General features: G+C 72.7%; 20 protein-coding genes. 13 read left to right on the plus strand and 7 right to left on the minus strand.

What is annotated here, in order from left to right:
- The first annotated feature begins 140 nt into the window (after positions 1 to 140).
- The 10 genes from AC07DA_RS28645 (at position 141) to AC07DA_RS28690 (ending at position 10706) form a co-directional block, all read left to right on the plus strand.
- Positions 141 to 335 (plus strand): hypothetical protein, encoded by a 195-nt coding sequence (locus tag AC07DA_RS28645; RefSeq protein ID WP_479131105.1) that lies wholly within the window; start codon positions 141 to 143, stop codon positions 333 to 335.
- A 259-nt stretch (positions 336 to 594) separates the two neighbouring features.
- Positions 595 to 876 carry a Sec-independent protein translocase subunit TatA gene (tatA, locus tag AC07DA_RS28650; RefSeq protein ID WP_309095037.1) on the plus strand — a complete coding sequence of 94 codons (282 nt, stop codon included), beginning with the start codon at positions 595 to 597 and terminating at the stop codon, positions 874 to 876.
- A gap of 47 nt (positions 877 to 923) precedes the next feature.
- Positions 924 to 1886, plus strand: coding sequence for a twin-arginine translocase subunit TatC (gene tatC, locus AC07DA_RS28655; protein WP_479131107.1), 963 nt, complete (start codon positions 924 to 926; stop codon positions 1884 to 1886).
- A gap of 31 nt (positions 1887 to 1917) precedes the next feature.
- Positions 1918 to 2808 (plus strand): diacylglycerol kinase, encoded by an 891-nt coding sequence (locus AC07DA_RS28660; protein ID WP_479131108.1) that lies wholly within the window; start codon positions 1918 to 1920, stop codon positions 2806 to 2808.
- A 57-nt stretch (positions 2809 to 2865) separates the two neighbouring features.
- Positions 2866 to 5712: a DEAD/DEAH box helicase gene (locus tag AC07DA_RS28665; RefSeq protein WP_479131109.1), complete on the plus strand. Its 2847-nt coding sequence runs from the start codon at positions 2866 to 2868 to the stop codon at positions 5710 to 5712.
- A gap of 365 nt (positions 5713 to 6077) precedes the next feature.
- A complete protein-coding gene (locus AC07DA_RS28670; RefSeq protein ID WP_479131110.1) occupies positions 6078 to 7721 on the plus strand; it encodes a sensor histidine kinase in 1644 nt (547 codons plus the stop codon).
- Entirely contained in the window at positions 7718 to 8125 is a 408-nt protein-coding gene (locus AC07DA_RS28675) for a roadblock/LC7 domain-containing protein (RefSeq protein WP_010045319.1), read from the plus strand. The genes AC07DA_RS28670 and AC07DA_RS28675 overlap by 4 nt, the downstream gene beginning before the upstream one ends.
- Positions 8122 to 8526: a DUF742 domain-containing protein gene (locus tag AC07DA_RS28680; RefSeq protein ID WP_479131111.1), complete on the plus strand. Its 405-nt coding sequence runs from the start codon at positions 8122 to 8124 to the stop codon at positions 8524 to 8526. Before AC07DA_RS28675 ends, AC07DA_RS28680 begins: the two co-directional genes overlap by 4 nt.
- Complete coding sequence (locus AC07DA_RS28685) at positions 8507 to 9127, plus strand: GTP-binding protein (protein ID WP_479131112.1); 621 nt, start codon at positions 8507 to 8509, stop codon at positions 9125 to 9127. The genes AC07DA_RS28680 and AC07DA_RS28685 overlap by 20 nt, the downstream gene beginning before the upstream one ends.
- Before the next feature lie 61 nt (positions 9128 to 9188).
- Positions 9189 to 10706 (plus strand): cytochrome P450, encoded by a 1518-nt coding sequence (locus AC07DA_RS28690; protein WP_479131113.1) that lies wholly within the window; start codon positions 9189 to 9191, stop codon positions 10704 to 10706.
- Here AC07DA_RS28690 and AC07DA_RS28695 read toward each other — a convergent pair.
- The 3 genes from AC07DA_RS28695 to AC07DA_RS28705 form a co-directional block, all read right to left on the minus strand.
- Positions 10700 to 11701: an RluA family pseudouridine synthase gene (locus tag AC07DA_RS28695; protein ID WP_479131114.1), complete on the minus strand. Its 1002-nt coding sequence runs from the start codon at positions 11699 to 11701 to the stop codon at positions 10700 to 10702. The two genes, AC07DA_RS28690 and AC07DA_RS28695, sit on opposite strands and share 7 nt — an antisense overlap.
- A 453-nt stretch (positions 11702 to 12154) precedes the next feature.
- A complete protein-coding gene (locus AC07DA_RS28700; protein ID WP_479131115.1) occupies positions 12155 to 12997 on the minus strand; it encodes a siderophore-interacting protein in 843 nt (280 codons plus the stop codon).
- Between the two features lie 79 nt (positions 12998 to 13076).
- Positions 13077 to 13997, minus strand: a complete 921-nt coding sequence (locus AC07DA_RS28705) for a 5'-3' exonuclease (RefSeq protein WP_479131116.1) — start codon at positions 13995 to 13997, stop codon at positions 13077 to 13079.
- Between the two features lie 480 nt (positions 13998 to 14477).
- Between AC07DA_RS28705 and AC07DA_RS28710 the strand changes: the two genes are divergently transcribed.
- On the plus strand, positions 14478 to 15050 hold the full coding sequence (locus AC07DA_RS28710) for a helix-turn-helix domain-containing protein (RefSeq protein WP_479131117.1): 573 nt from the start codon (positions 14478 to 14480) through the stop codon (positions 15048 to 15050).
- Positions 15047 to 15766: a helical backbone metal receptor gene (locus tag AC07DA_RS28715; protein WP_479131118.1), complete on the plus strand. Its 720-nt coding sequence runs from the start codon at positions 15047 to 15049 to the stop codon at positions 15764 to 15766. Before AC07DA_RS28710 ends, AC07DA_RS28715 begins: the two co-directional genes overlap by 4 nt.
- Here AC07DA_RS28715 and AC07DA_RS28720 read toward each other — a convergent pair.
- A complete protein-coding gene (locus tag AC07DA_RS28720) occupies positions 15678 to 16829 on the minus strand; it encodes a TDT family transporter (RefSeq protein WP_479131119.1) in 1152 nt (383 codons plus the stop codon). The genes AC07DA_RS28715 and AC07DA_RS28720 overlap by 89 nt on opposite strands.
- A 70-nt stretch (positions 16830 to 16899) precedes the next feature.
- On the opposite strand from AC07DA_RS28720, the gene AC07DA_RS28725 reads away from it, so the two are divergent.
- Positions 16900 to 17829 carry a LysR family transcriptional regulator gene (locus AC07DA_RS28725; protein WP_479131120.1) on the plus strand — a complete coding sequence of 310 codons (930 nt, stop codon included), beginning with the start codon at positions 16900 to 16902 and terminating at the stop codon, positions 17827 to 17829.
- 212 nt (positions 17830 to 18041) lie between these two features.
- Here AC07DA_RS28725 and AC07DA_RS28730 read toward each other — a convergent pair whose 3' ends face one another.
- The 3 genes from AC07DA_RS28730 to AC07DA_RS28740 form a co-directional block, all read right to left on the minus strand.
- Complete coding sequence (locus tag AC07DA_RS28730; protein ID WP_479131235.1) at positions 18042 to 18716, minus strand: gamma-glutamyl-gamma-aminobutyrate hydrolase family protein; 675 nt, start codon at positions 18714 to 18716, stop codon at positions 18042 to 18044.
- 35 nt (positions 18717 to 18751) lie between these two features.
- Positions 18752 to 20197, minus strand: a complete 1446-nt coding sequence (eat, locus tag AC07DA_RS28735) for an ethanolamine permease (RefSeq protein ID WP_479131121.1) — start codon at positions 20195 to 20197, stop codon at positions 18752 to 18754.
- 150 nt (positions 20198 to 20347) lie between these two features.
- Positions 20348 to 21082 (minus strand): FadR/GntR family transcriptional regulator, encoded by a 735-nt coding sequence (locus AC07DA_RS28740; protein ID WP_479131122.1) that lies wholly within the window; start codon positions 21080 to 21082, stop codon positions 20348 to 20350.
- Positions 21083 to 21151 lie beyond the last annotated feature (69 nt).

Consider the following 21151-nt stretch of genomic DNA (forward strand, 5'->3'; position numbering starts at 1 on the left):
GCGTAGATGTCGCAATCCACACCGAACCCAGAAGGCCCTCACCCGTTCAAGCACCCAGCACGCGTGTCACCAACGTCCCGGGACAGCACACCTAGAGGGTCGCGGCGTCCGGCCCGGCGCGACGGTCTAGGCTCGACGTCATGTTCTGGCCGATGTTCGCGATCGCTGTGGGTTTCCTGGGTCTCGTCGTGCTCGGTGTGCTCGCCGTGCGGGTCTTCGTGGAGGCACAGCGCCTGGGCAGGCAGGTCACGGAATCGGCGCGCCGGATCAACCGGGCCGCCGAGGACCTGGAGCGGGCCACCGAGAGCGCCGCCCGGTCCGTCGACGCCCTGTGAGCCGCCGGGCAGGCGGCCATGAGTCGCGTTTTGGGCCACTTCGCCCTGTCACCCGGGCGGTTCGGGCAGGTACTCTGCTGGTCGCGCCCCGGTTAACGAGGCACGGGTCGCGGACGGGAGTACGCACAGGGGATGCAGAGGGATTGCCTCACGTTCACCCCCGGGCGTTACGATCGCTGTCGTGACGATCGTTCGGACGTATGTCCGACCGGTCGGACAGCACCCCACCACAGCCGCCTCGGTGAGAAGGTAAAGACTTATGTTCGGAAGGCTCGGAGCCCCCGAGATCATTCTCATCCTCGTCGTCATCATCCTGCTGTTCGGCGCGAAGAAGCTTCCGGACATGGCTCGGTCGCTCGGCAAGTCCGCCCGCATCCTCAAGAGCGAGGCCAAGGCGATGAAGGACGAGAACAAGTCGTCCACGACCCCGGCCGGCCCGCCCAGCACCGACGAGCCCGCGCAGCGCACCATCCAGGCCGCTCCCGGTGACGTGACCAGCTCGCGCCCGGTCAACGAGCCGACGGACACGACCAAGCGCTGACGCAGGGCCGGTGACCTCCGGCCCGCCGCACGAGATGGGAACGTGGGTTGCTGAAGTCTGCCCGCAAGAAGGAGAAGGACCCCGAGGGGCGGATGCCCCTCGCGGAGCACCTTCGCGAGCTTCGCAACCGGCTCGCCAAGGCGATCCTGGCGATCGTCGTCGTCACGGTCTTCGCCGCGTTCTTCTACAACGACATCATCAACTTGATCACCAAGCCGATCCTCGACTCGGTCGGCTGTGACAAGACCTTCGCCGAGCTGGCCCAGGCGCGCGCCGGGACCGAGCCCTGTGCCCAGATCACGATCAACGGCCTGCTCACGCCGTTCACCCTCGCGCTGAAGGTGTCCCTGATGGCCGGCGTCGTGCTGGCCTCGCCGGTCTGGCTGTACCAGCTGTGGGCCTTCGTCGCGCCCGGACTGCACCGGCACGAGAAGAAGTACGCCTACGCCTTCGTCGCCACGGGCGCCCCGCTGTTCATCATCGGCGCCTACTTCGCCTACACGGTCCTGCCGACCACCGCGAAGGTGCTGCTGGAGTTCACCCCGGGCGGCACGTCCAACCTCCTCCCGCTGGACGACCTGCTCGACCTGGTCATGCGGATGGTGCTCGTCTTCGGCCTCTCGTTCGAGCTGCCGCTGCTGCTGATCATGCTCAACCTCACCGGGGTGCTGACCGGCAAGCGCATGCTCGGCTGGTGGCGCGGCATGATCATGGGCATCACGGTCTTCGCGGCCATCGCCACGCCCAGCACCGACCCGCTGACCATGCTGTCGCTCGCCGCGCCGATCTGGATCCTCTACTTCGCGGCCGTCGGCTTCTCCCTGCTGAACGACCGTCGCCGCAGCCGCCGCGAAGCTCTCGGCCCCGCCGACGACGAGGCCTCCGAGCTGGACCTCACGCCCGAGGACATCGGCGAGATCGAGCCCGTGACCACCAGCCGGGCCGCCCTGCCCGAGCAGGCGGGCGCGGACCGCGCGGAGCGGGTCAACGGTTATGACGACGTGACCTGAGCACCGGCGGGCAGCTCATAAGGTCACTCTCGTGACCAGCGAGATCACCCTCTTCGTCAACCCCACCGCGGGCCGCGGCCGGGGCGCCCGCGCGGCGCAGCCGGCCGCTTCGGCGTTGCGGGCGGCCGGCTTCTCGGTGCGCACCGTCGTCGGGGAGGACGCCGACGACGCCCTCGCCCGCGCGCGTGCGGCCGTCACGGGCGGCACCGGCGCGCTGATCGCCGTCGGCGGCGACGGCATGGCCCACCTCGCGCTGCGGGCGGTCGCGGGCACGCGCACCCCGCTCGGCCTGGTCGCGGTCGGCACCGGCAACGACTTCGCCCGCGCCCTCGGACTGCCCGTGCGCCGGCCGGACGCCGCGGGCCGCATGATCGCCGACGCCCTCAAGTGCGGACGGATCCGGGACGTCGACCTCGGCCGGGTGGGCGACCGCTGGTTCGGTACGGTCCTCGCCTCCGGCTTCGACTCCCGCGTCAACGACCGGGGCAACCGCATGCGCAGGCCCGCCGGGCGCCTCAAGTACGACCTGGCGTTGCTCTCCGAACTGGCCGCGTTCCGGCCCCTGCCGTACCGCGTCCGGCTCGACGGCGGCGAGGTGCGCGAGATGGAGGCCACCCTCGTGGCCGTGGGCAACGGCTCCTCCTACGGCGGCGGCATGCGGATCTGCCCCGGCGCCGATCTGACCGACGGGCTGTTCGACATCACCGTGGTCGGGGACTGCAGCCGTACGACGCTGCTGCGCGTGTTCCCGAGGGTGTACCGGGGGACGCACGTGGACCACCCGAAGGTGACGGTACTGCGCGCGGCCCGGGTCGAGCTCGCCGCCGAGGACGTCACCGGCTACGCCGACGGGGAGCCGCTCGGCCCGCTGCCGCTGACGGCGCGCTGTGTGCGCGGGGGCGTGCGGATCGTCGGCCCCTGACCGCGAGCCGCCCCTGAGCTGCGCCGATCCCGGGTTTCACAGGGACGGATCCGGATAATGATCGTCCTGTTGTCAGTGCGGCCCGGTACGCTCGAAAGCACGATGACAGAGGACCTCTCACCGGCCGAGCGGTACGCGGCAGCCCGCAAGCGCGCTGCCGAGCAGGCCACCGCGCTCGCCTCCTTCCGCGAGATGTACGACTTCGGCCTCGACCCCTTCCAGATCGAGGCCTGCCAGGCGCTCGAAGCGGGGAAGGGCGTGCTGGTGGCCGCGCCCACCGGCTCCGGCAAGACGATCGTCGGCGAGTTCGCCGTCCACCTCGCCCTCCGGCAGGGCAAGAAGTGCTTCTACACGACACCCATCAAGGCGCTGTCGAACCAGAAGTACGCCGATCTGTGCCGCCGCTACGGCACGGACCGGGTGGGCCTGCTCACCGGCGACAACAGCGTCAACTCCGACGCCCCGGTGGTCGTGATGACCACCGAGGTGCTGCGGAACATGCTGTACGCCGGTTCCCAGACCCTCCTGGGCCTCGGCTACGTGGTCATGGACGAGGTGCACTACCTCTCCGACCGGTTCCGGGGCGCCGTCTGGGAAGAGGTGATCATCCACCTGCCCGAGTCGGTCACGCTGGTCTCCCTCTCGGCGACCGTGTCGAACGCCGAGGAGTTCGGCGACTGGCTCGACACGGTCCGCGGCGACACCCAGGTGATCGTCTCCGAGCACCGGCCCGTGCCGCTGTTCCAGCACGTGCTGGCCGGACGGCGGATGTACGACCTGTTCGAGGAGGGGGAGGGCCACAAGAAGGCCGTCAATCCCGACCTCACGCGCATGGCGCGCATGGAGGCGAGCCGGCCGTCGTACCAGGACCGCCGGCGCGGCCGGCTGCGCGAGGCCGACCGGGAGCGGGAGCGCAGGCAGCGTTCCCGCGTGTGGACGCCGAGCCGGCCGGAGGTCATCGAGCGGCTGGACGCCGAGGGGCTGCTGCCCGCCATCACCTTCATCTTCAGCCGCGCCGCCTGCGAGGCCGCCGTCCAGCAGTGCCTGTACGCGGGGCTCCGGCTGAACGACGACGAGGCGCGGCACAAGGTCCGCTCCCTCGTCGAGGAGCGCACGGCGTCCATCCCGCGCGAGGACCTGCACGTCCTCGGCTACTACGAGTGGCTGGAGGGCCTGGAGCGCGGCATCGCCGCCCACCACGCCGGCATGCTGCCGACCTTCAAGGAGGTCGTCGAGGAGCTGTTCGTGCGCGGGCTGGTCAAGGCCGTGTTCGCGACCGAGACCCTCGCCCTCGGCATCAACATGCCCGCCCGCTCGGTGGTGCTGGAGAAGCTCGTCAAGTGGAACGGCGAGCAGCACGCGGACATCACCCCGGGCGAGTTCACCCAGCTGACGGGCCGGGCCGGGCGGCGCGGCATCGATGTCGAGGGCCACGCCGTGGTGCTCTGGCAGCGCGGCATGAACCCCGAGCACCTGGCCGGACTCGCGGGCACGCGCACGTACCCGCTGCGCTCCAGCTTCAAGCCGTCGTACAACATGGCGGTCAACCTGGTCGAGCAGTTCGGCCGGCACCGCTCGCGCGAGTTGCTGGAGACGTCCTTCGCACAGTTCCAGGCGGACAAGTCGGTCGTCGGCATCTCTCGGCAGGTGCAGCGCAACGAGGAGGGCCTGGAGGGCTACAAGGCCTCCATGACCTGCCACCTCGGTGATTTCGAGGAGTACGCGCGGCTCCGCCGCGAGCTGAAGGACCGGGAGAACGAGCTGGCCCGGCAGGGCGCGGTCCAGCGGCGCGCGGAGGCGGCCGTCGCGCTGGAGAAGCTGAAGCCCGGTGACGTCATCCACGTGCCCACGGGCAAGTACGCGGGCCTGGCGCTGGTGCTGGACCCGGGTCTGCCCGCGGGCCGTTCGAACGGCCACCGCGGCTTCGACCACCACGACGGTCCGCGCCCGCTGGTGCTGACGGCCGAGCGGCAGGTGAAGCGCCTGGCGGCCATCGACTTCCCGGTTCCCGTCGAGCCGCTGGAGCGGATGCGGATCCCCAAGTCCTTCAACCCCCGTTCCCCGCAGTCCCGTCGGGACCTCGCCTCGGCGCTGCGCACCAAGGCCGGGCACATCCCGGCCGACCGGCACCGCAAGCGGCGCTCCCAGGCGGCCGACGACCGGGAGATCGCCCGGCTGCGGACGGCCCTGCGGGCACACCCCTGCCACGGCTGCAGCGACCGCGAGGACCACGCCCGCTGGGCCGAGCGCTACCACCGGCTGCTGCGGGACACCTCGCAGCTGGAGCGGCGGATCGAGGGCCGTACGAACACGATCGCCCGGACGTTCGACCGTATCGTCGCGCTGCTCACCGAGCTGGACTACCTGCGCGGCGACGAGGTCACCGAGCACGGCAAGCGGCTCGCGCGGCTCTACGGCGAGCTCGACCTGCTCGCCAGCGAGTGCCTGCGCGAGGGCGTCTGGGAAGGGCTCGGCCCGGCCGAACTGGCCGGGTGTGTCTCGGCGTTGGTGTACGAGGCGCGCGTCGGGGACGACGCGATGGCGCCGAAGCTGCCGACGGGGAAGGCCAAGGCCGCGCTGGGCGAGATGGTGCGGATCTGGGGCCGGCTGGACGCGCTGGAGGAGGAGTTCCGGATCACCCAGACGGAAGGGGTCGGGCAGCGCGAGCCCGATCTCGGCTTCGCCTGGGCCGCGTACATGTGGGCCTCCGGGAAGGGGCTGGACGAGGTGCTGCGCGAGGCGGAGATGCCGGCGGGGGACTTCGTGCGGTGGTGCAAGCAGGTCATCGACGTGCTGGGGCAGATCGCGGCGGCGGCGCCGCAGGGGTCTGCCGTGGTGAAGAACGCGCGCAAGGCCGTCGATCTGCTGCTGCGGGGAGTGGTCGCCTACTCGTCGGTGGGGTGACCTGGCCGCGCGGGTGGTCCGTGGCCGTTCGCGCAGTTCCCGGCGCCCCTTGAGGGGCGTCTTCCCGAAGCCCATTCACCCGTCACGGTGAGTGGGCTTTCGCATGCCCGTTCGCGGTTACGTTGCGCATTCGAACGGTGTCGCACCGTGTAAACGAGCGAGCATACTATCCCTTCGCGTCCGGTTTCCGGCACTTGCTGAATATGACACGGCGATGATCCGGTCGGACTAAGCTCGCCCGCAGCGCACCGGCTTGAGGTGAATTCGTGCGCTTGTTCCCCCATGTGTGGAAAGTCCGACAGTTTCATGACCTACCCATCTGCACGTTCCCCTGAACCCCAGCCGACCCCTGTCAGAAGGCCTACATGGTGAGTGTTCAATCCCCTCCCGTTCGCGGCGAACTTCCCCTCGCGCGCCTGCTGTTGCTCCCCGCCATAGCGATGGCCGCGGCGACCGGGGCCGCCGTCGCCCTGGTGTCGGAGCCGGCCCGGCTCGCCGTCGGCTGGCTGGGCGGCATCGCCACCGTCCTGGTCGTCGCCACGGCGGCCGAAGCGGTCCGCCGCGGCCGTGTCCTGCGCAAGCAGCAGGGTGAGCACGCCCGTCACAGCGCGTATCTGGAACAGCGGATCGCCGCCCACGAGAAGGAGTTCCTCCGTTTCGCCCGGGAGATCTTCCCCACCGCGCTCAACCTGCTGCACTCGGGAGAATCCCCCAGAGAGGCGATTCGCAAGATGGGCCTCGCCCACCCCGAGTACCGCGACCTGCCGGCGCCGCTGCGCGAGACGCTGCTGACCGCCCTGAAGATCGTGGACCACGAGGTGGTCATGCGGGACGCCGCCGCGCGCTCCTTCGTCAGCGTCGCCCGCCGCGTGCAGGCGATCATCCACCAGCAGGCCCAGGAACTGCGGGAGATGGAGGAGGACCACGGCCGCAACCCCGAGGTCTTCGACGACCTGCTGCGCATCGACCACGGCAACGCCCTGATCGGACGTCTCGCCGACTCCGTCTCCGTCCTCGGCGGCGGCCGCCCCGGACGCCAGTGGCCGGAGCCGGTGTCCCTCTACAGCACGCTGCGCGGCGCCATGTCGCGCATCCTGGAGTACCGGCGCATCCAGCTGGCCTCCATCGCGAAGGTCAGCGTCAAGGGCATCTACGTCGAGCCGGTCATCCACGCCGCCGCCGAACTCCTCGACAACGCCACGCGCTACTCGCCGCCCCAGACCAAGGTCCACGTCACCGCCACCGAGGTGCAGACCGGCGTCTGCATCGAGATCGAGGACGGCGGAGTCAACCTCAACGAGGAGGCGCGGGCCCGCATCGAGGGCATGCTGGAGGCCGCCAAGGCCGGCGTCGACCTCCAGGACATCGGTGAGCACCCGCGCCTGGGCCTGGCCGTCGTGGGCCGTCTGTGCACGGCGTACAACATGCAGGTCTCGCTGCGCGCCTCCGCCTACGGCGGCGTCCGGGCCATCCTCATCGTGCCCAGCGAGATGATCACCCACGCGCCCGGTGTGGGCCTGGCCCACGGCATCGGCGCCACCGGCATCCCCATGACGGTCGGCATCCCCGAAGGCCCGAAGCGCACCCCGAAGAAGCGCCGCCCCACCATGCCGAAGATCCCCGCCACCGTCTCCCTGGAGGACGACGACGTCCCCGAGGTCACCGAGTGGACGGCGAACGGCCTGCCGCAGCGCCGCAGCCGGGTGAAGACGCCGCTCGCCGAACGGCTCGCCCAGCAGGCCGCCTACGAGAAGGAGGACCGGGAGGCGGAGGAGCGGGGCGAGTACAACCCCTGGGCCGCGGCCAAGGAGCCCGAGATCCCGCCGCTGCGCGACATGAGCGCCCCGGACGCCCCCGGCAAGGGCCTGGAGGCCTTCTGGGAGGGACTCAAGCAGGGCATCGAGCCCGGCACCCACCCGACGGACTTCATCCGGAACCCCACCAAGTACCTGCACCTGCTCAACGACCCGGCCCCCACCGAGGCCGATGACGAGGGGGACCTCAAGTGATCCAGCAGCGAGGCAACTTCGACTGGATGCTCAAGCAACTCGCCGACGGCGTGCCGGGCATCGAGATGATCGTGGTGCTCTCCGCCGACGGCCTGCGCATCGCCCGCTACGGCGGCGAACCCGACGCGGCCGACCGGGTCGCCGCGGCCTGCGCCGGCCTGCAGTCCCTGGCGAGCAGCGTCTGCCAGGAACTCACCGTCGGCGACGGCGAGATGAAGCTGGTCATGATCGAGATCGACCGCGGCTACTTCTACCTGATGAACGCCGGCGCCAACGCGTTCCTCGCGGTGCTCTCCGACGTGCGGTGCGAACCCGGCCGGATGAGCGCCATGATGCGCGACCTCGTCGTCCGCATCGGCGGCCACCTGACCAGTCCGCCGCGGCGGAACGGGCAGATCGTATGACCCCTCCGCAACGCCAGAGGCGCAGCCCCGCACCCGAACCTCCCCCGCAGCCCGCCCAGGAGGGCGAGGGCAAGGTCAGGAACCCCGAGCGGATGTACGTGGTGGCCGGCCCGGACGGAGAACGGGCCGAGCTCGACCTGGTGACGTTAATCGTGGCGCGTGCCACGGATCCGCCGCCCTCCGCCTCCCCCGAGCAGGCGGCGCTGCTCCGGCTCTGCGCCGCCCCGCTGTCCGTGGCCGAGCTGTCGGCCTACCTCCACCTGCCGTTCAGCGCGATGGGCGTGCTGCTCACCGAGATGCTGACGGCGGAACTGGTACAGGCGCGCTCCCCGGTCGTCCGCAAGGCGCGTTCCGACCGTTCCCTTCTCGAAGCGGTGATGAATGGACTTCAAAGGCTCTGACACCATCCCGGGCCCCCGGGCCGAGGACCAGCTGCCCCACACGGCACAGGCCGCGGCCAAGATCGTGATCGTGGGTGGCTTCGGTGTCGGCAAGACGACGATGGTCGGCTCGGTCAGCGAGATCACACCGCTGACCACCGAGGAGACCATGACGCAGGCCGGCATCGGTGTCGACGACAACTTCGGTTCCGCGTCCAAGACGGCCACCACGGTCGCCATGGACTTCGGCCGCATCAGCATCACCGAGCAGCTCGTGCTCTACCTCTTCGGCACGCCCGGCCAGCAGCGCTTCTGGTTCCTGTGGAACGGCCTGTTCGAGGGCGCGCTCGGCGCGGTGGTCCTGGTCGACACCCGCCGGCTGGAGGTGAGCTTCGACGTCATGGGGCGCCTGGAGGAGCGCGGCGTGCCCTTCGTGGTCGCCGTCAACACCTTCCCCGACGCGCCCCGTTACGCCATCGAGGAACTGCGCACGGCCCTCGACCTCACCCCGGACATCCCGATCATGGAGTGCGACGCACGCCGCCGGGCCTCCAGCCGGGACGTGCTGATGACGCTGATGCGCTTCCTGCACTCGCTCGCCATGCAGGGCGCGGCCACCTGATCCCGTCCCGCCCCCTGACCCACCTCCCCCCAGACACCTGGAAAGCTCCGGAGCGACCACTGTGACGCCTGAATCCCACGCCCCGACCGGTACGGACGGACCCCGGCTCGATCCGCCCCCCGGCTGCCCCGCGCACGGCCTCGGGCCCGGGGGGCTGCACCGGCTGCACGAGTCGGAGGACCTGGGAGCGCTGTACGAGAAACTGCGGGAGGAACACGGTCCCGTCGCGCCCGTGCTGCTCCACGACGACGTACCGATCTGGATCGTCCTCGGCCACACCGAGAACCTGCACATGGTGCGCTCGCCCTCGCAGTTCTGCCGGGACAGCCGTATCTGGACCCCGCTGCGGGAGGGGCTGGTCAAGCCCGACCACCCGCTGATGCCGCACATCGCCTGGCAGCCCATCGCCTCGCACGCCGAGGGCGACGAGCACAAGCGGCTGCGCGGCGCCGTCATGGGCGCCATCTCCACCATCGACTTCCGCAGCCTGCGCCGCTACATCAACCGCAGCACGCAGGTCATCGTCAACCGCTTCTGCGAGCACGGTGAGGCCGACCTCGTCAGCCAGTTCACCGAGCACCTGCCGATGGCCGTGATGTGCGAGATCCTCGGCATGCCCGACGCGTACAACGACCGGCTCGTGGAGTGCGCCCGTGACGCGCTCAAGGGCACCGAGACCGCCATCGCCAGCCACACCTACGTCATGGAGGCGCTGAGCCGGCTCACCGCCCTGCGCCGCGCCCAGCCGGAGGAGGACCTCGCCAGTTACCTGATCACCCACCCCGCCCGGCTGACCGACGACGAGGTCAGGGAGCACCTGCGCCTGGTCCTCTTCGCCGCCTACGAGGCCACCACGAACCTGTTGTCCAACGTGCTGCTGACGGTGCTGATCGACCCGCGCTTCCGGGCCCAGCTCAACGGCGGCCAGATGACGGTGCCGGAGGCGGTGGAGCAGTCCCTGTGGAACGAGCCGCCGTTCAGCACGGTCTTCGCCTACTTCGCCAAGCAGGAGACCGAGCTCGGCGGGCAGCGCATCCGCCGGGGCGACGGGCTGCTCTTCGCCCCGCTCCCGGCCAACGTGGACCCCCGGGTGCGGCCCGACCTGAAGGCCAGCATGCAGGGCAACCGGTCCCACCTGGCGTTCGGCGGCGGACCGCACGAGTGCCCGGGCCAGGACATCGGCCGCTCCATCGCCGACGTCGGCGTCGACGCGCTGCTGCTGCGGCTGCCCGACGTCGAACTCGACTGCGACCAGGAGGATCTGCGCTGGACGTCGTCGATCGCCTCCCGGCACCTGGTGGAACTGCCCGTGCAGTTCTCGCCCAAGCCGCCGCAGGACGTGTCCGAGACGCCGCACCACAAGGCGGTGCCCACGCAGCGCGCCGACTGGCAGATCAGCATCTCGCAGCCGGAGCCGCAGCCCGCCCCGGCCACCGCGCAACCCCAGCCCCAGCCCCAGCCGCAACCCGAGCCGGTGCAGCCGCAGCCGCTCCCGGTGCCCCCGCGGCCCGAGGCCGAGGAGCCGGTGCGTCCCAAGGGCGTGTGGCAGCGCTTCCTGCTCTGGTGGCGCGGTTACTGACCGTCCTGTGGGCCGTCGTACGTCCCGGCGGCCCACCGGTCGTACGACAGCCAGGCCGCGAGCACCCGGCCGCTGCGGAACCGGTGCTCCTCACCCGTGACCGGGTCGGTGAACTCCAGGCCCCGGGCCAGCAGTTGCAGCGGGCGCCGGAAGTCACCGGCCGGTACGGGCCCGGTCACCCCGGGGTAGAGCGGATCGCCGAGGATCGGCACGCCCAGCGACGCCATGTGCACGCGCAGCTGGTGGGTCTGCCCGGTGGCGGGGAGCAGCCGGTACCGGGCCAGTGTGCCGGTGCCTTGCGCGGTGGTCCCCGCCGGACGGTGTCCGAGCAGTTCGACACGGGTCTCCGCGTTGGGTTCGCCCGGCACCTCCCGGGCGGTCAGCACGCCGCGCTCCTTCACGAGCCGGCTGCGTACGGTCCGGGGGAGGGCGAGGGCGGGGTCGTGAGGGGCGACGGCCTCGTACTCCTTGCGGACCCGCCGGTCACGGAACAGCGTCTGGTACGCGCCCCGTTCCTCCGGGCGCACGGTGAACAGCACGAGCCCGGCGGTGAGCCGGTCCAGCCGGTGCGCGGCACTGAGCGTGGGGAGGCCCAGCTCACGGCGGAGCCGGGCCAGCGCGGTCTCGGCGACATGGGCGCCGCGCGGGGTGGTGGCGAGGAAGTGCGGCTTGTCGGCGACGACGACGTGCTCGTCGCGGTACACGACCTCCAGCGGGAACGGCACCGGCACCTCGGCGGGCAGTTCGCGGTGGAACCACACGAACATCCCGGGCACGTAGGGCGCGTCCGCCGCGACGGGCCGTCCGTCCGCGCCGACGACCAGTCCCGCCTCGAACATGCCGTCGACGGTTCCGTCCCCGGCGCCGGTGAGCCGCTCGACCAGATGCTCGCGCACCGTGGCCCACGGGCCGGCGGCGGGCAGCCGCACCCGTACCGGGTCCACACCGTGGCGCTGCGGCAGGGGAGAGGGCGGGGTGCGGGTCTTGCGTCTCATCGCGGCCCAGCGTACGAGAGCGCGGGGGACTGCCGGAAAAATCGCCGGGACCGGCCGCCGGGGTTCTGCCCGTTCTCCATCAGCCCGGTCCTGGCCCCGGAGCCTTGGGCGGAGAGCCACCACCCGCCCGCCCGGGCCGCCAGCCACTGCGTGGCCGAGGTCACCGGCTGGATCCGCGCGTGGGGCGAGGCGTGGGAGGGAGAGCGGGAGGCGCAGTGGGCCGTCGTCGACGGACTCGGCGCGCTGCGGGGACGGGCGGCGCCGCGAGGCGCGGCTCGACGACGGGACGGCGGAAGGGGCGTACTGGACCGCCCCGGCGGCACGGGGCCGGGGGCGTCGCGGCGCGGACGGCGCTGCGCTTGGTGCCCTCCAGCGCGGACCCGGTCCGGGTCGCGAACCGGCAGGACGGCTCGTTGCCCACCGCGTGCAGGAGGGTGGGCGCGACGGAGCGTCTCAGGCGGCGGGTGCGTTCTCCTGCTCCGCCTCGATGCGGGCGTTCCACTCCCGCTTCGAGGCCTGCCAGCCGTCCTCGTTGTGGCCGAGACGCCAGTACCCGGAGATCGACAGGTCCTCGCGCGGGATGCCGCGCTCGACCCGCAGCAGTCGGCGCAGTTCCTTCACGAAGTGCGCCTCGCCGTGGACGAAGGCCTGCACCCGGCCCGCGGGGAAGTCCAGGGCGCGCACGGTCTCCACCAGCGCCTCGCCGACGGGCCGGGCACCCCGGTGCAGCCAGACGACCTCCACGTCGGAGTCGATCTTCTGCTCCTCCTGGGGGCCGGAGATCTCCACGATGGCGTGCGCCCTGGCCCCGCGCGGCAGCGACTCCAGGGCGCGGGCGATCGCGGGCAGCGCGCTCTCGTCACCGACGAGCAGATGCCAGTCCGCCTCCGGGTCGGGCGCGTAGGCCCCGCCGGGTCCCAGGAAGCGCACCGTCTCGCCGGGCTGGACCCGCGTGGCCCACGGGCCGGCCAGACCCTCGTCGCCGTGGATGACGAAGTCCAGCGTCAGCTCCCGGTGCTCGGGGTCCCAGTGGCGCACCGTGTACGTCCGGGTCACCGGCCACTGTTCGCGCGGCAGCTCGTCACGGACGCGCTGCAGGTCGAACGGCTCCGGGTAGGTCACGCCCGCGGGCGGGAAGAGCAGTTTCACATAGTGGTCGGTGCAGGTGTCCGCCGCGAAGTCGGCGAGGCCCTCACCGCCGAGCACCACCCGCTGCATGTGCGGGGTCAGCCGCTCGGTGCGCACGACCTGAGCGGAGTGCGGCTTGCGCAGCTGGCGTCCCGGTCGCTCTGCCATGAGGGCCTCCCTGTGTCACATGGTTAGGGTTACCTAAGTTAGCACCCCGCCCCCGCTGCCCACCTGCCGTACACGAAGGTCACGCCCGGAGCGTCGTCAGCAGGCGCTCCAGGGACCCGCCCAGTCCCCAGCGGGCCGCCAGCGCCTCCAGCGCCGCCGGGTCGCGCGGGGTGCGCGGCAGCGCCGTCGAGACGTCCGGCAGCGGCACGTCGTCCGCGACCCGGACCACCTTCGGCGCGACCGCGAGGTACGGGCGTGCCTCGTCCAGCCGCCTGCGCTGCGTCGGCGTCAGCTTCGACCGCCGGTCCTCGACCGCCGCCAGGATCCCGGCCAGGTCCCCGTACTCGGCCAGGAGCTTGGCGGCCGTCTTCTCACCGACGCCCGGCACTCCCGGCAGGCCGTCACTGGGGTCGCCGCGCAGCAGGGCCAGATCCGCGTACCCGCTCCCGCCGACCCCATACTTCGCACGCAGCACCGCCTCATCGGTGAGCTGCAGCGTGCCCACACCCTTCAGCGGGTACAGCACGCGCACCCCGCGCGCGTCGTCCACCAGCTGGTACAGGTCGCGGTCGCCCGTGACGATGTCGACCGGGCCCCGCGCCCGCGCCGTGAACGTGCCGATCACGTCGTCCGCCTCGTACCCGGCGACGCCCACCCGTGCGATGCCCACCGCGTCCAGCACCGCCTCGATGACCGGCACCTGCGGCGACAGCGTGTCGGGCACCTCCTCCTCGTCCGGGCCGGTCTCACGCTCCTCGGCGACGCGGTGCGCCTTGTAGGAGGGGATGAGTTCCACCCGCCACTGCGGCCGCCAGTCGGCGTCCATGCACGCCACCAGCGCGTCGGGCCGGTGGTCCTTCACCAGGCGGTCGATGAAGTCGAGCAGCCCGCGCACGGCGTTCACCGGCGTGCCGTCCGGTGCCTTCACCGACTCGGGCACGCCGAAGTAGGCGCGGAAATACAGGGAGGCGGTGTCGAGGAGCATCAGTCGTCCGGTCACGCTCGCATCATGCCGTACCCCGCCGACAGCCGGCCGCCGCTGCGCGACGCGTTGCGGCCCGCCCGTCCGCCCGCGCCAGCAAGGGGCGAGTTCCCCCGCGCGGTACCCCCGGCTCACGATGGTGCACCGGATGACTCCGCAGTAGGGTTCCGGGGTGGGACGTGCGACAGACTTGCGTCCCGCCCCGCACCCCCCGGATCCACGATCAGGATCCGGACAACCACAGAGCGCTACACCACCCCCCGAACCCTCACTCCCTCCCTGTTCCTCCCGTGGGAGATTGGCCGCCCCGGTCTCCCGGGCGGCGGACCCCCTGGCGCGAACTGTGGGGTCGCGCCCCGCCCCGGACGACGCCGATGCGGCGGGCGCGGGAAACGGTTTGCCGAACATGCGTAGGGTGCAGACAACTCAACAGAAGCCGTGCGCCGGGCCATCGGCACACGGGAGGCGGACCGACGGGCGAAGGAGGGAGCCGGAGCGATGGGCGACCACAAAGAGCAGCCCCTGCGGGTGGGCGCGGCCGTGCGCCGGCGGCGCCGCGCGCTGGAGCTCACCCTCGCCGTCGTGGCCGAGCGCAGCGGCCTGTCGGTCCCGTTCCTGAGCCAGATCGAGAACGACCGGGCGCGGCCCAGCACCAGTTCCCTGGAGAAGGTCGCCGACGCCCTGCGCACCACCGCCGTCGAACTCCTCGCCGCGGCCGATCCGGCGTGCAGCGTGGACGTCGTCCGCGCCGACGCCGGTGAGCCGCCGTCCCCTCAGCCGCGGACCCGGTCCCTGGTGCGCGGCCACCACCAGATGCACGCCTCCGAGTTCACCGGTGACCATGACGCGGGCCGCGAATTCCAGTACCGCAACGACCAGTTGATGTACGTCGCCGACGGCGCCGTGGAGATCGAGGCGGAGGGCCGCGCCTACCGGCTGGGCCGCGGCGACACGCTGTACCTCACCGGCGGCGTACGGCACCGCTGGCGGGCGACCGAGTCGGACACGCGTGTGATCGTCGTCGCCGTGGCGGAGCACATCGAGGCGGTCCGGGACCGGCCACGCCGGTGAGGGTGGTCTCCCTGGTCCCGTCGCTGACCGAGGCCGTGGCCCGGTCCGCGCCCGGCGTCCTGGCCGGCGCCACCGACTGGTGCACCCACCCGCCGGACCTGGGCGTCGTCCGCGTCGGCGGCACCAAGAACCCGAAGACCGGGCGGATCGTCTCCCTCGCGCCCGACCTGGTGATCGCCAACGAGGAGGAGAACCGCGGGCCCGACCTGGCGGCCCTGCGCGCGGCGGGCGTGGAGGTCCTGGTGACGGAGGTCCGCGACGTGCCGCAGGCCTTCCGGGAACTGGACCGCGTGCTGGCGGCCTGCGGGGTCACGGCCCGGCCGCGCTGGCTGGACGAGGCGGAGCGGACCTGGTCGGCCCTGCCGCCGCCGGAGACCCGCCGCACGGCGGTCGTGCCGGTCTGGCGCCGCCCGTGGATGGTCCTGGGCCGCGACACCTTCGCCGGCGACGTCCTGGCCCGCCTCGGCGTCGACCACGTGCACGCCGCGCACCCCGAGCGCTACCCCCGCGTCCCGCTGGAGGAACTGCGTGCGGCGGCGCCGGACGTGGTGGTCCTGCCTGACGAGCCGTACCGCTTCACCGCGGACGACGGCCCCGAGGCCTTCCCCGGCCTGCCGTGCGCGCTCGTCAGCGGACGGCACCTGACGTGGTACGGACCCTCGCTGGCCGAGGCGCCACGGGTGCTGGGCCGGGCCCTGCGAGCAGCTCGCCCCTGAGCAGCCCGCGCACGGTTCCCACGACGGCCGTGCCCCAGGCGGCGACCAGCACGCCGTACAGCACGACCGCCGGCCCCGCGTAGGCCACGAGCCCGGTGTGCCGGCCCAGCGCCTCGGCGCCGGTGACGCAGGTGCCGACCGGGAAGGTGAACGACCACCAGGTCATCGCGAACCGCATCCCCCGTCGCCGGGCACGCCACACGTGGACGCCGGCCAGGCAGAACCACAGCAGCGCGAACCCCATGACGGGCACCCCGTAGAGCACGGCGAGGGCGCCGAAGCCCCGGCCGTACGGCTCCGGTACGACCCCGGGGGCGACGTCCGCGAACGCGCCGACGGCGGTCGTGGACTGGCCGAGCGGGCCCAGCACCAGGAACAGCGTCGGAACGAGGGGGAGGGGCAGCGGCCCGTCGGTGAGCAGCCGGGCGAAGACCAGCGGCAGCATGAGCAGCGTGGCGAGCAGGCTGCACCCGAACAGCGCGAAACAGACCAGCAGCAGCGTCTCCCGGGCCTGCCCGGCGGGCAGATGCGGCACCAGCCGCGGCCCCACGGCGGCCGACACCATGGGCGCGACCAGCGGCAGCAGCCACACGGGCGTGGCCTGCCCCGGCTCCACCCGGTGGCGTACGGCCATCAGGTACGGAACGGCGACGGCCGCGGCCAGCCCGACCGCCGTGCCGGCGGTGAACAGCACGGCGTCGAGCGCCACCGCGGCCCGCACGCCGATCACGTCCCGGCCGGCGGCCAGGGCACCGCCGCCGACGGCGAGCAGGGCCATGGCGAGGCAGCCGTAGAAGGGCGCGGTCGCCGGGTCGAGCAGGTGGGCGCGGGCCTGGTCGCGGTGGCGGGCCCAGTGGGCCGAGCGGGCCGCGAGCAGGGCCAGCAGCAGGACGAGGGACAGGGCCCACACCCCGGCGAGCACGCCGCGCAGTCCGGGGACGTGCGGCGGGAGGGCGGTCCCGGCGGTGGCGACGACGGCCGTGCCCATGACGGTGGCGTACCAGTTCGGCCCGAGGTGCCGGACGGACAGCGGGAACGCGGCGGGCGGGGCGGCGGTGACCATGACTCCACGGTCGGGCCGCGGAACGTCCACCACCAGGGAGGTCGCCCCTATGGCGACATAAGCTGGCTTTATGAGCAACACGGAGGAGCAGGCCGGTCCGTCGAGCGCCGGGTCCCTGGCGCACCGGGTGCCGGACCTCGGCGCCCTGGAACTGCTGCTGGCGGTGGCGCGGGTGGGCAGCCTCGGCGGGGCGGCGCGGGAGATCGGCATCACGCAGCCGGCGGCCAGCAGCCGGATCCGGTCGATGGAGCGGCAGCTCGGTGTGGCCCTGGTCGACCGCTCGCCGCGCGGCTCCCGGCTCACGGACGCCGGCGCGCTGGTGACGGACTGGGCGCGGCGGATCGTGGAGGCGGCGGAGGCGTTCGACGCGGGCGCGCAGGCGCTGCGCGACCGCCGTGACTCGCGGCTGCGCGTGGCGGCGAGCATGACCATCGCGGAGTACCTGCTGCCGGGGTGGCTGCTGGCGCTGCGGGCGCAGCGGCCCGACACGGCGGTGTCCCTGGACGCGGGCAACTCCACGGTGGTCGCCGAACGGCTGCTGTCGGGCGAGGCGGACCTCGGCTTCGTGGAGGGGCTCACCGTGCCGACCGGGCTCGACTCGGTGGTCATCGCCCACGACCGGCTGATAGTGGTCACGGCGCCGGGGCACCCCTGGGGGCGCCGCGGGCGGCCGGTGGCGGCCGAGGAGCTGGCCTCGACGCCGCTGATCCTGCGGGAGAAGGGGTCCGGGACCCGCCAGGTGCTGGACGCGGCGCTCGGCGGGCTGGCCCGCCCGCTCATCGAGCTGTCCTCGACGACCGCGGTGAAGGCCGCGGCGGTCGGCGGGGCGGGGCCGGCCGTGCTGAGCGAGCTGGCCGTGGGGGAGGAACTGGCGACGCGGCGGCTGGTGCGGGTGCCGGTGGACGGGGTGGCCCTGGCGCGGGACCTGCGCGCGGTGTGGCCGACGGGCCACCGCCCCACGGGACCGGCGCGGGACCTGCTGTCGCTGACGCGGAGCTAAGGCCTGTCTGACCGTTCCCGCCTGCCTCGCGACGCCGTGCACGCACTCTCGCCGCACCGGGCGCAGAGCCGAGTACCTCCAGTACGACGCTCTACGCCCGGCACGCCGAGAGCACGCACCTTAACGCCGCGAGGCCGCCCTCCGGGCGACGCCGGGACCTGTCAGACAGGCCTGGCGGCTCCTCGGCGGACGCGTGCCGGGCACGTCCCGGGTCACCGCGGTGCCGCCGCCTCCACCAGCGCCCGCATCACCCGCACGTCGTCCCCCATCTCCGGGTGCCACTGGACGCCCAGGACCCAGTCCGGGGTGGGGAGTTCCACCGCCTCCACCGTGCCGTCGGCGGCGTACGCCGACGGCACCAGGCCCTCGCCGAGCCGGTCCACGGCCTGGTGGTGGTAGGTCGGCACCGACGTCTCCTCCGGCACGATCCCGGCGTACAGCGTCCCCGGCACCGGCTTGACGGGGTGCCCCCCGAACACGCCGACGACCTCGGCGTGCCCGTCGAGGTGCTGCACGAGCGTGCCGCCCAGCGCGACGTTCAGCAGCTGCATGCCCCGGCAGATCCCCAGCAGCGGCACGCCCGCCGCCAGGGCCGCGTCGATCAGCGCCAGCTCCCAGGCGTCCCGCTCGGGCGCCGGAGGCCCCGTCCGCGGCTCGCGCTCGGCGCCGTAGCGCACCGGCTCCACGTCCGGCCCGCCCGCGATGACCAGCCCGTCCAGCCGGGCCACGGCCTCGGCGGCCCGCTCCGGGTCGTCCGGCGGCAGCATCGCGGCCAGGCCGCCCGCCCGTTGCACCAGCCGGGGGTAGCCGACCGGCAGCAGCGCCGCCTCCAGCTCCCACACGCCCCAGCGCGCACCGGCCTCCAGATAGGTGCTGACCCCGATCAGCGGCCTGGCCACAGTCGCTCCTCCCTGCCCGACGCTCAGTCCCGTGCCAACTCTGCCTCGGCCGCGGCCAGTGCCGCGAACTCCTCCTCCGGCGCCTTCGCCACCAGCCGCTTGCGGCTGTACAGGCCGAAGTACGCGACGGCCACGGCGTACACCACCAGCGCGATGAACGCGGCCGTCACATCCACCAGGAACGTCGCCACCAGCGCCGCGCAGGCCAGGACCAGCGCGACCGAGGAGGTCAGCACCCCGCCCGGCGTGCGGTACGGCCGGGGGAGTTCCGGTTCGCGGCGGCGCAGCACGATGTGCGACAGGGACATCAGCGCGTAGGAGATGGTCGCGCCGAAGACGGCGATGTTCAGCATGCGCGCGCCGTTGCCGGACACGGCGGCCAGCAGGAAGCCGATCGTGCCGGGCACCAGCAGGCCCAGGTAGGGCGCCTTGCGGCGGCTGGTCAGGGACAGGAAGCGGGGCAGGTAGCCCGCGCGGGAGAGGGCGAACAGCTGGCGCGAGCCCGCGTAGATGAGCGAGAAGAACGAGGCCACCAGGCCCGCCAGTCCCGCGTAGTTGACGATCCGGCTCAGCGTCGTCGCCTCGCCGTCCGGCTGGAGCGCCTCGACCAGCGGGTTGCCCGCCTCCTGGATCGCCGCCGAACCGCGCGCCCCGGCCGCCGCGAAGAACGTGACCACCGCGAGCACCACCAGGATGCCCATGGACCAGCGGATCGCCCTCGGCAGCGTCCGGGCCGGGTCCCGGGTCTCCTCGGCGGCCAGCGGCACGCCCTCCACGCCGAGGAAGAACCACATGCCGAACGGGAACGCCGCCCAGATGCCGAGCAGCCCGAACGGCAGCCAGGAGTTCGACCCGGCGGCCGAGGCGTCGACCGGGATGTCGTCCAGCGCCGAGAAGGAGAAGTCCGGCAGGGCGGCCAGCGCGAACACGACCAGGGCGGCCACCGCGATGCCGGTGACGACGAAGCTGAAGCGCAGCGCCTCGCCCACGCCCCACAGGTGGATGCCGAGGAAGATCGCGAAGCAGACCAGGTACAGCGGCCAGCCCGACTCCAGGCCGAACAGGCCGAGCGATTCGACGTAGTCGCCGATGAAGATGACGATCGCGGCGGGGGCGAGGACGTACTCGATGAGGATCGCCGTGCCGGTCAGGAAGCCGCCCCAGGGGCCGAGCGCGCGGCGGGCGAAGCCGTAGCCGCCGCCGGCCGTCGGCAGGATCGAGGACAGCTCGGCGAGGGCGAAGACCATGCACGCGTACATGGCGCCCATGAGCACCATGGCGATGGCCAGGCCCCCGAAGCCGCCCTCGGCCAGGCCGAAGTTCCAGCCCGAGTAGTCGCCGGAGACGACGTAGGCGACGCCGAGGCCGGTCAGCAGCACCCAGCCGGCGCTGCCGCGGCGGAGCGCTCTGCGCTCCAGGTAGTCGTCGCCCTCCGGGGCGACGGGCGGGATGGTGGGTTCCTGGGGCATGGGCAGACTCCCGACGGGGCGGCGGTCACGGGGTCGAGCGCGCTACGACTCAATGGAATGAGGCCATACCTTTGCGGGGCCGACCGAGGGAAGGCAAGACCCGTGCGTTAATCACCCGTAAATCCTCACCGGGCCCGGCCACCGGCCGGCTCAGCCCAGGAATCCGCGCAGCAGCGCCGCCGTGCCCCCACAGTGCTCGCGCATGATCTCCCGCGCCTGGTCGGCGTCGCCCTCGATCACGGCCTCCACCAGCGCCGTGTGCTGCCGCTGGGAGTGCTCCAGGTTGCGCACCAGCAGCGGGATGCAGTCGAGCAGGTCGTTCACGCTCGCGCGCACCGCCGCGTACTGGGCGGTCAGCGTGGGGGAGCCGGACAGCTCGGCGAGCGTGAGGTGCAGCAGCGTGTCCCGGCGCCGGTAGTCGCTCAGCGGCGCGTCGTGCGTGCCCGCCAGCGCCGCGCGGAGCCGGGCCTCCTGGTCGCCGGACAGTCCGTGCGCCGCGCACAGCCCGGCGGCGCCCACCTCCAGCACCTCACGGAACCGCAGCACGTCCTCTATGTCCGTCTCGGCGATCCGGCGCCGCAGCTCGTCCTCGCCGCCCGCGTCGGTGCGCGGCAGCACGAACGTGCCCCCGTAGCGCCCGCGCCGCGACTCGACCAGGCCCTGGTCCTGGAGGACCTTCAGCACCTCGCGCAGCGTCACCCGGCTGATCCCGAGCCGCTCCGCCAGCTCCCGCTCGGCGGGCAGCCGCTCGCCCCCCGCCACCAGGCCCAGCCGCACGACCTGGAGGATCTGCTCCAGCGCCTCCTCGAAACCGTTGCCCGCGCGTACCGGCCGCAGCACCGGCGTCAGCCGGTCCCGCACCCCGCCGACCGCTTCCTCCGGCATGTGGCCGTACCCCCTTCCCAAGCAATGGTCTTCCGCAATACCTTATGGCTCCCGGCTCGGCGAAAGAAG

The organism is Streptomyces sp. NPDC044921 (genome assembly GCF_056432865.1).

Bases quoted from the DNA above. Each gene is read 5' to 3' on its own strand.
- AC07DA_RS28695 (WP_479131114.1), bottom strand. From the start codon at position 11,701: ATGAGACGCAAGACCCGCACCCCGCCCTCTCCCCTGCCGCAGCGCCAC.
- AC07DA_RS28670 (WP_479131110.1), top strand. From the start codon at position 6,078: ATGGTGAGTGTTCAATCCCCTCCCGTTCGCGGCGAACTTCCCCTCGCG.
- AC07DA_RS28685 (WP_479131112.1), top strand. From the start codon at position 8,507: ATGGACTTCAAAGGCTCTGACACCATCCCGGGCCCCCGGGCCGAGGAC.
- AC07DA_RS28710 (WP_479131117.1), top strand. From the start codon at position 14,478: ATGGGCGACCACAAAGAGCAGCCCCTGCGGGTGGGCGCGGCCGTGCGC.
- AC07DA_RS28720 (WP_479131119.1), bottom strand. From the start codon at position 16,829: ATGGTCACCGCCGCCCCGCCCGCCGCGTTCCCGCTGTCCGTCCGGCAC.
- AC07DA_RS28680 (WP_479131111.1), top strand. From the start codon at position 8,122: ATGACCCCTCCGCAACGCCAGAGGCGCAGCCCCGCACCCGAACCTCCC.
- AC07DA_RS28700 (WP_479131115.1), bottom strand. From the start codon at position 12,997: ATGGCAGAGCGACCGGGACGCCAGCTGCGCAAGCCGCACTCCGCTCAG.
- AC07DA_RS28725 (WP_479131120.1), top strand. From the start codon at position 16,900: ATGAGCAACACGGAGGAGCAGGCCGGTCCGTCGAGCGCCGGGTCCCTG.
- AC07DA_RS28740 (WP_479131122.1), bottom strand. From the start codon at position 21,082: ATGCCGGAGGAAGCGGTCGGCGGGGTGCGGGACCGGCTGACGCCGGTG.
- eat (WP_479131121.1), bottom strand. From the start codon at position 20,197: ATGCCCCAGGAACCCACCATCCCGCCCGTCGCCCCGGAGGGCGACGAC.
- AC07DA_RS28665 (WP_479131109.1), top strand. From the start codon at position 2,866: ATGATCGTCCTGTTGTCAGTGCGGCCCGGTACGCTCGAAAGCACGATG.
- tatA (WP_309095037.1), top strand. From the start codon at position 595: ATGTTCGGAAGGCTCGGAGCCCCCGAGATCATTCTCATCCTCGTCGTC.
- AC07DA_RS28645 (WP_479131105.1), top strand. From the start codon at position 141: ATGTTCTGGCCGATGTTCGCGATCGCTGTGGGTTTCCTGGGTCTCGTC.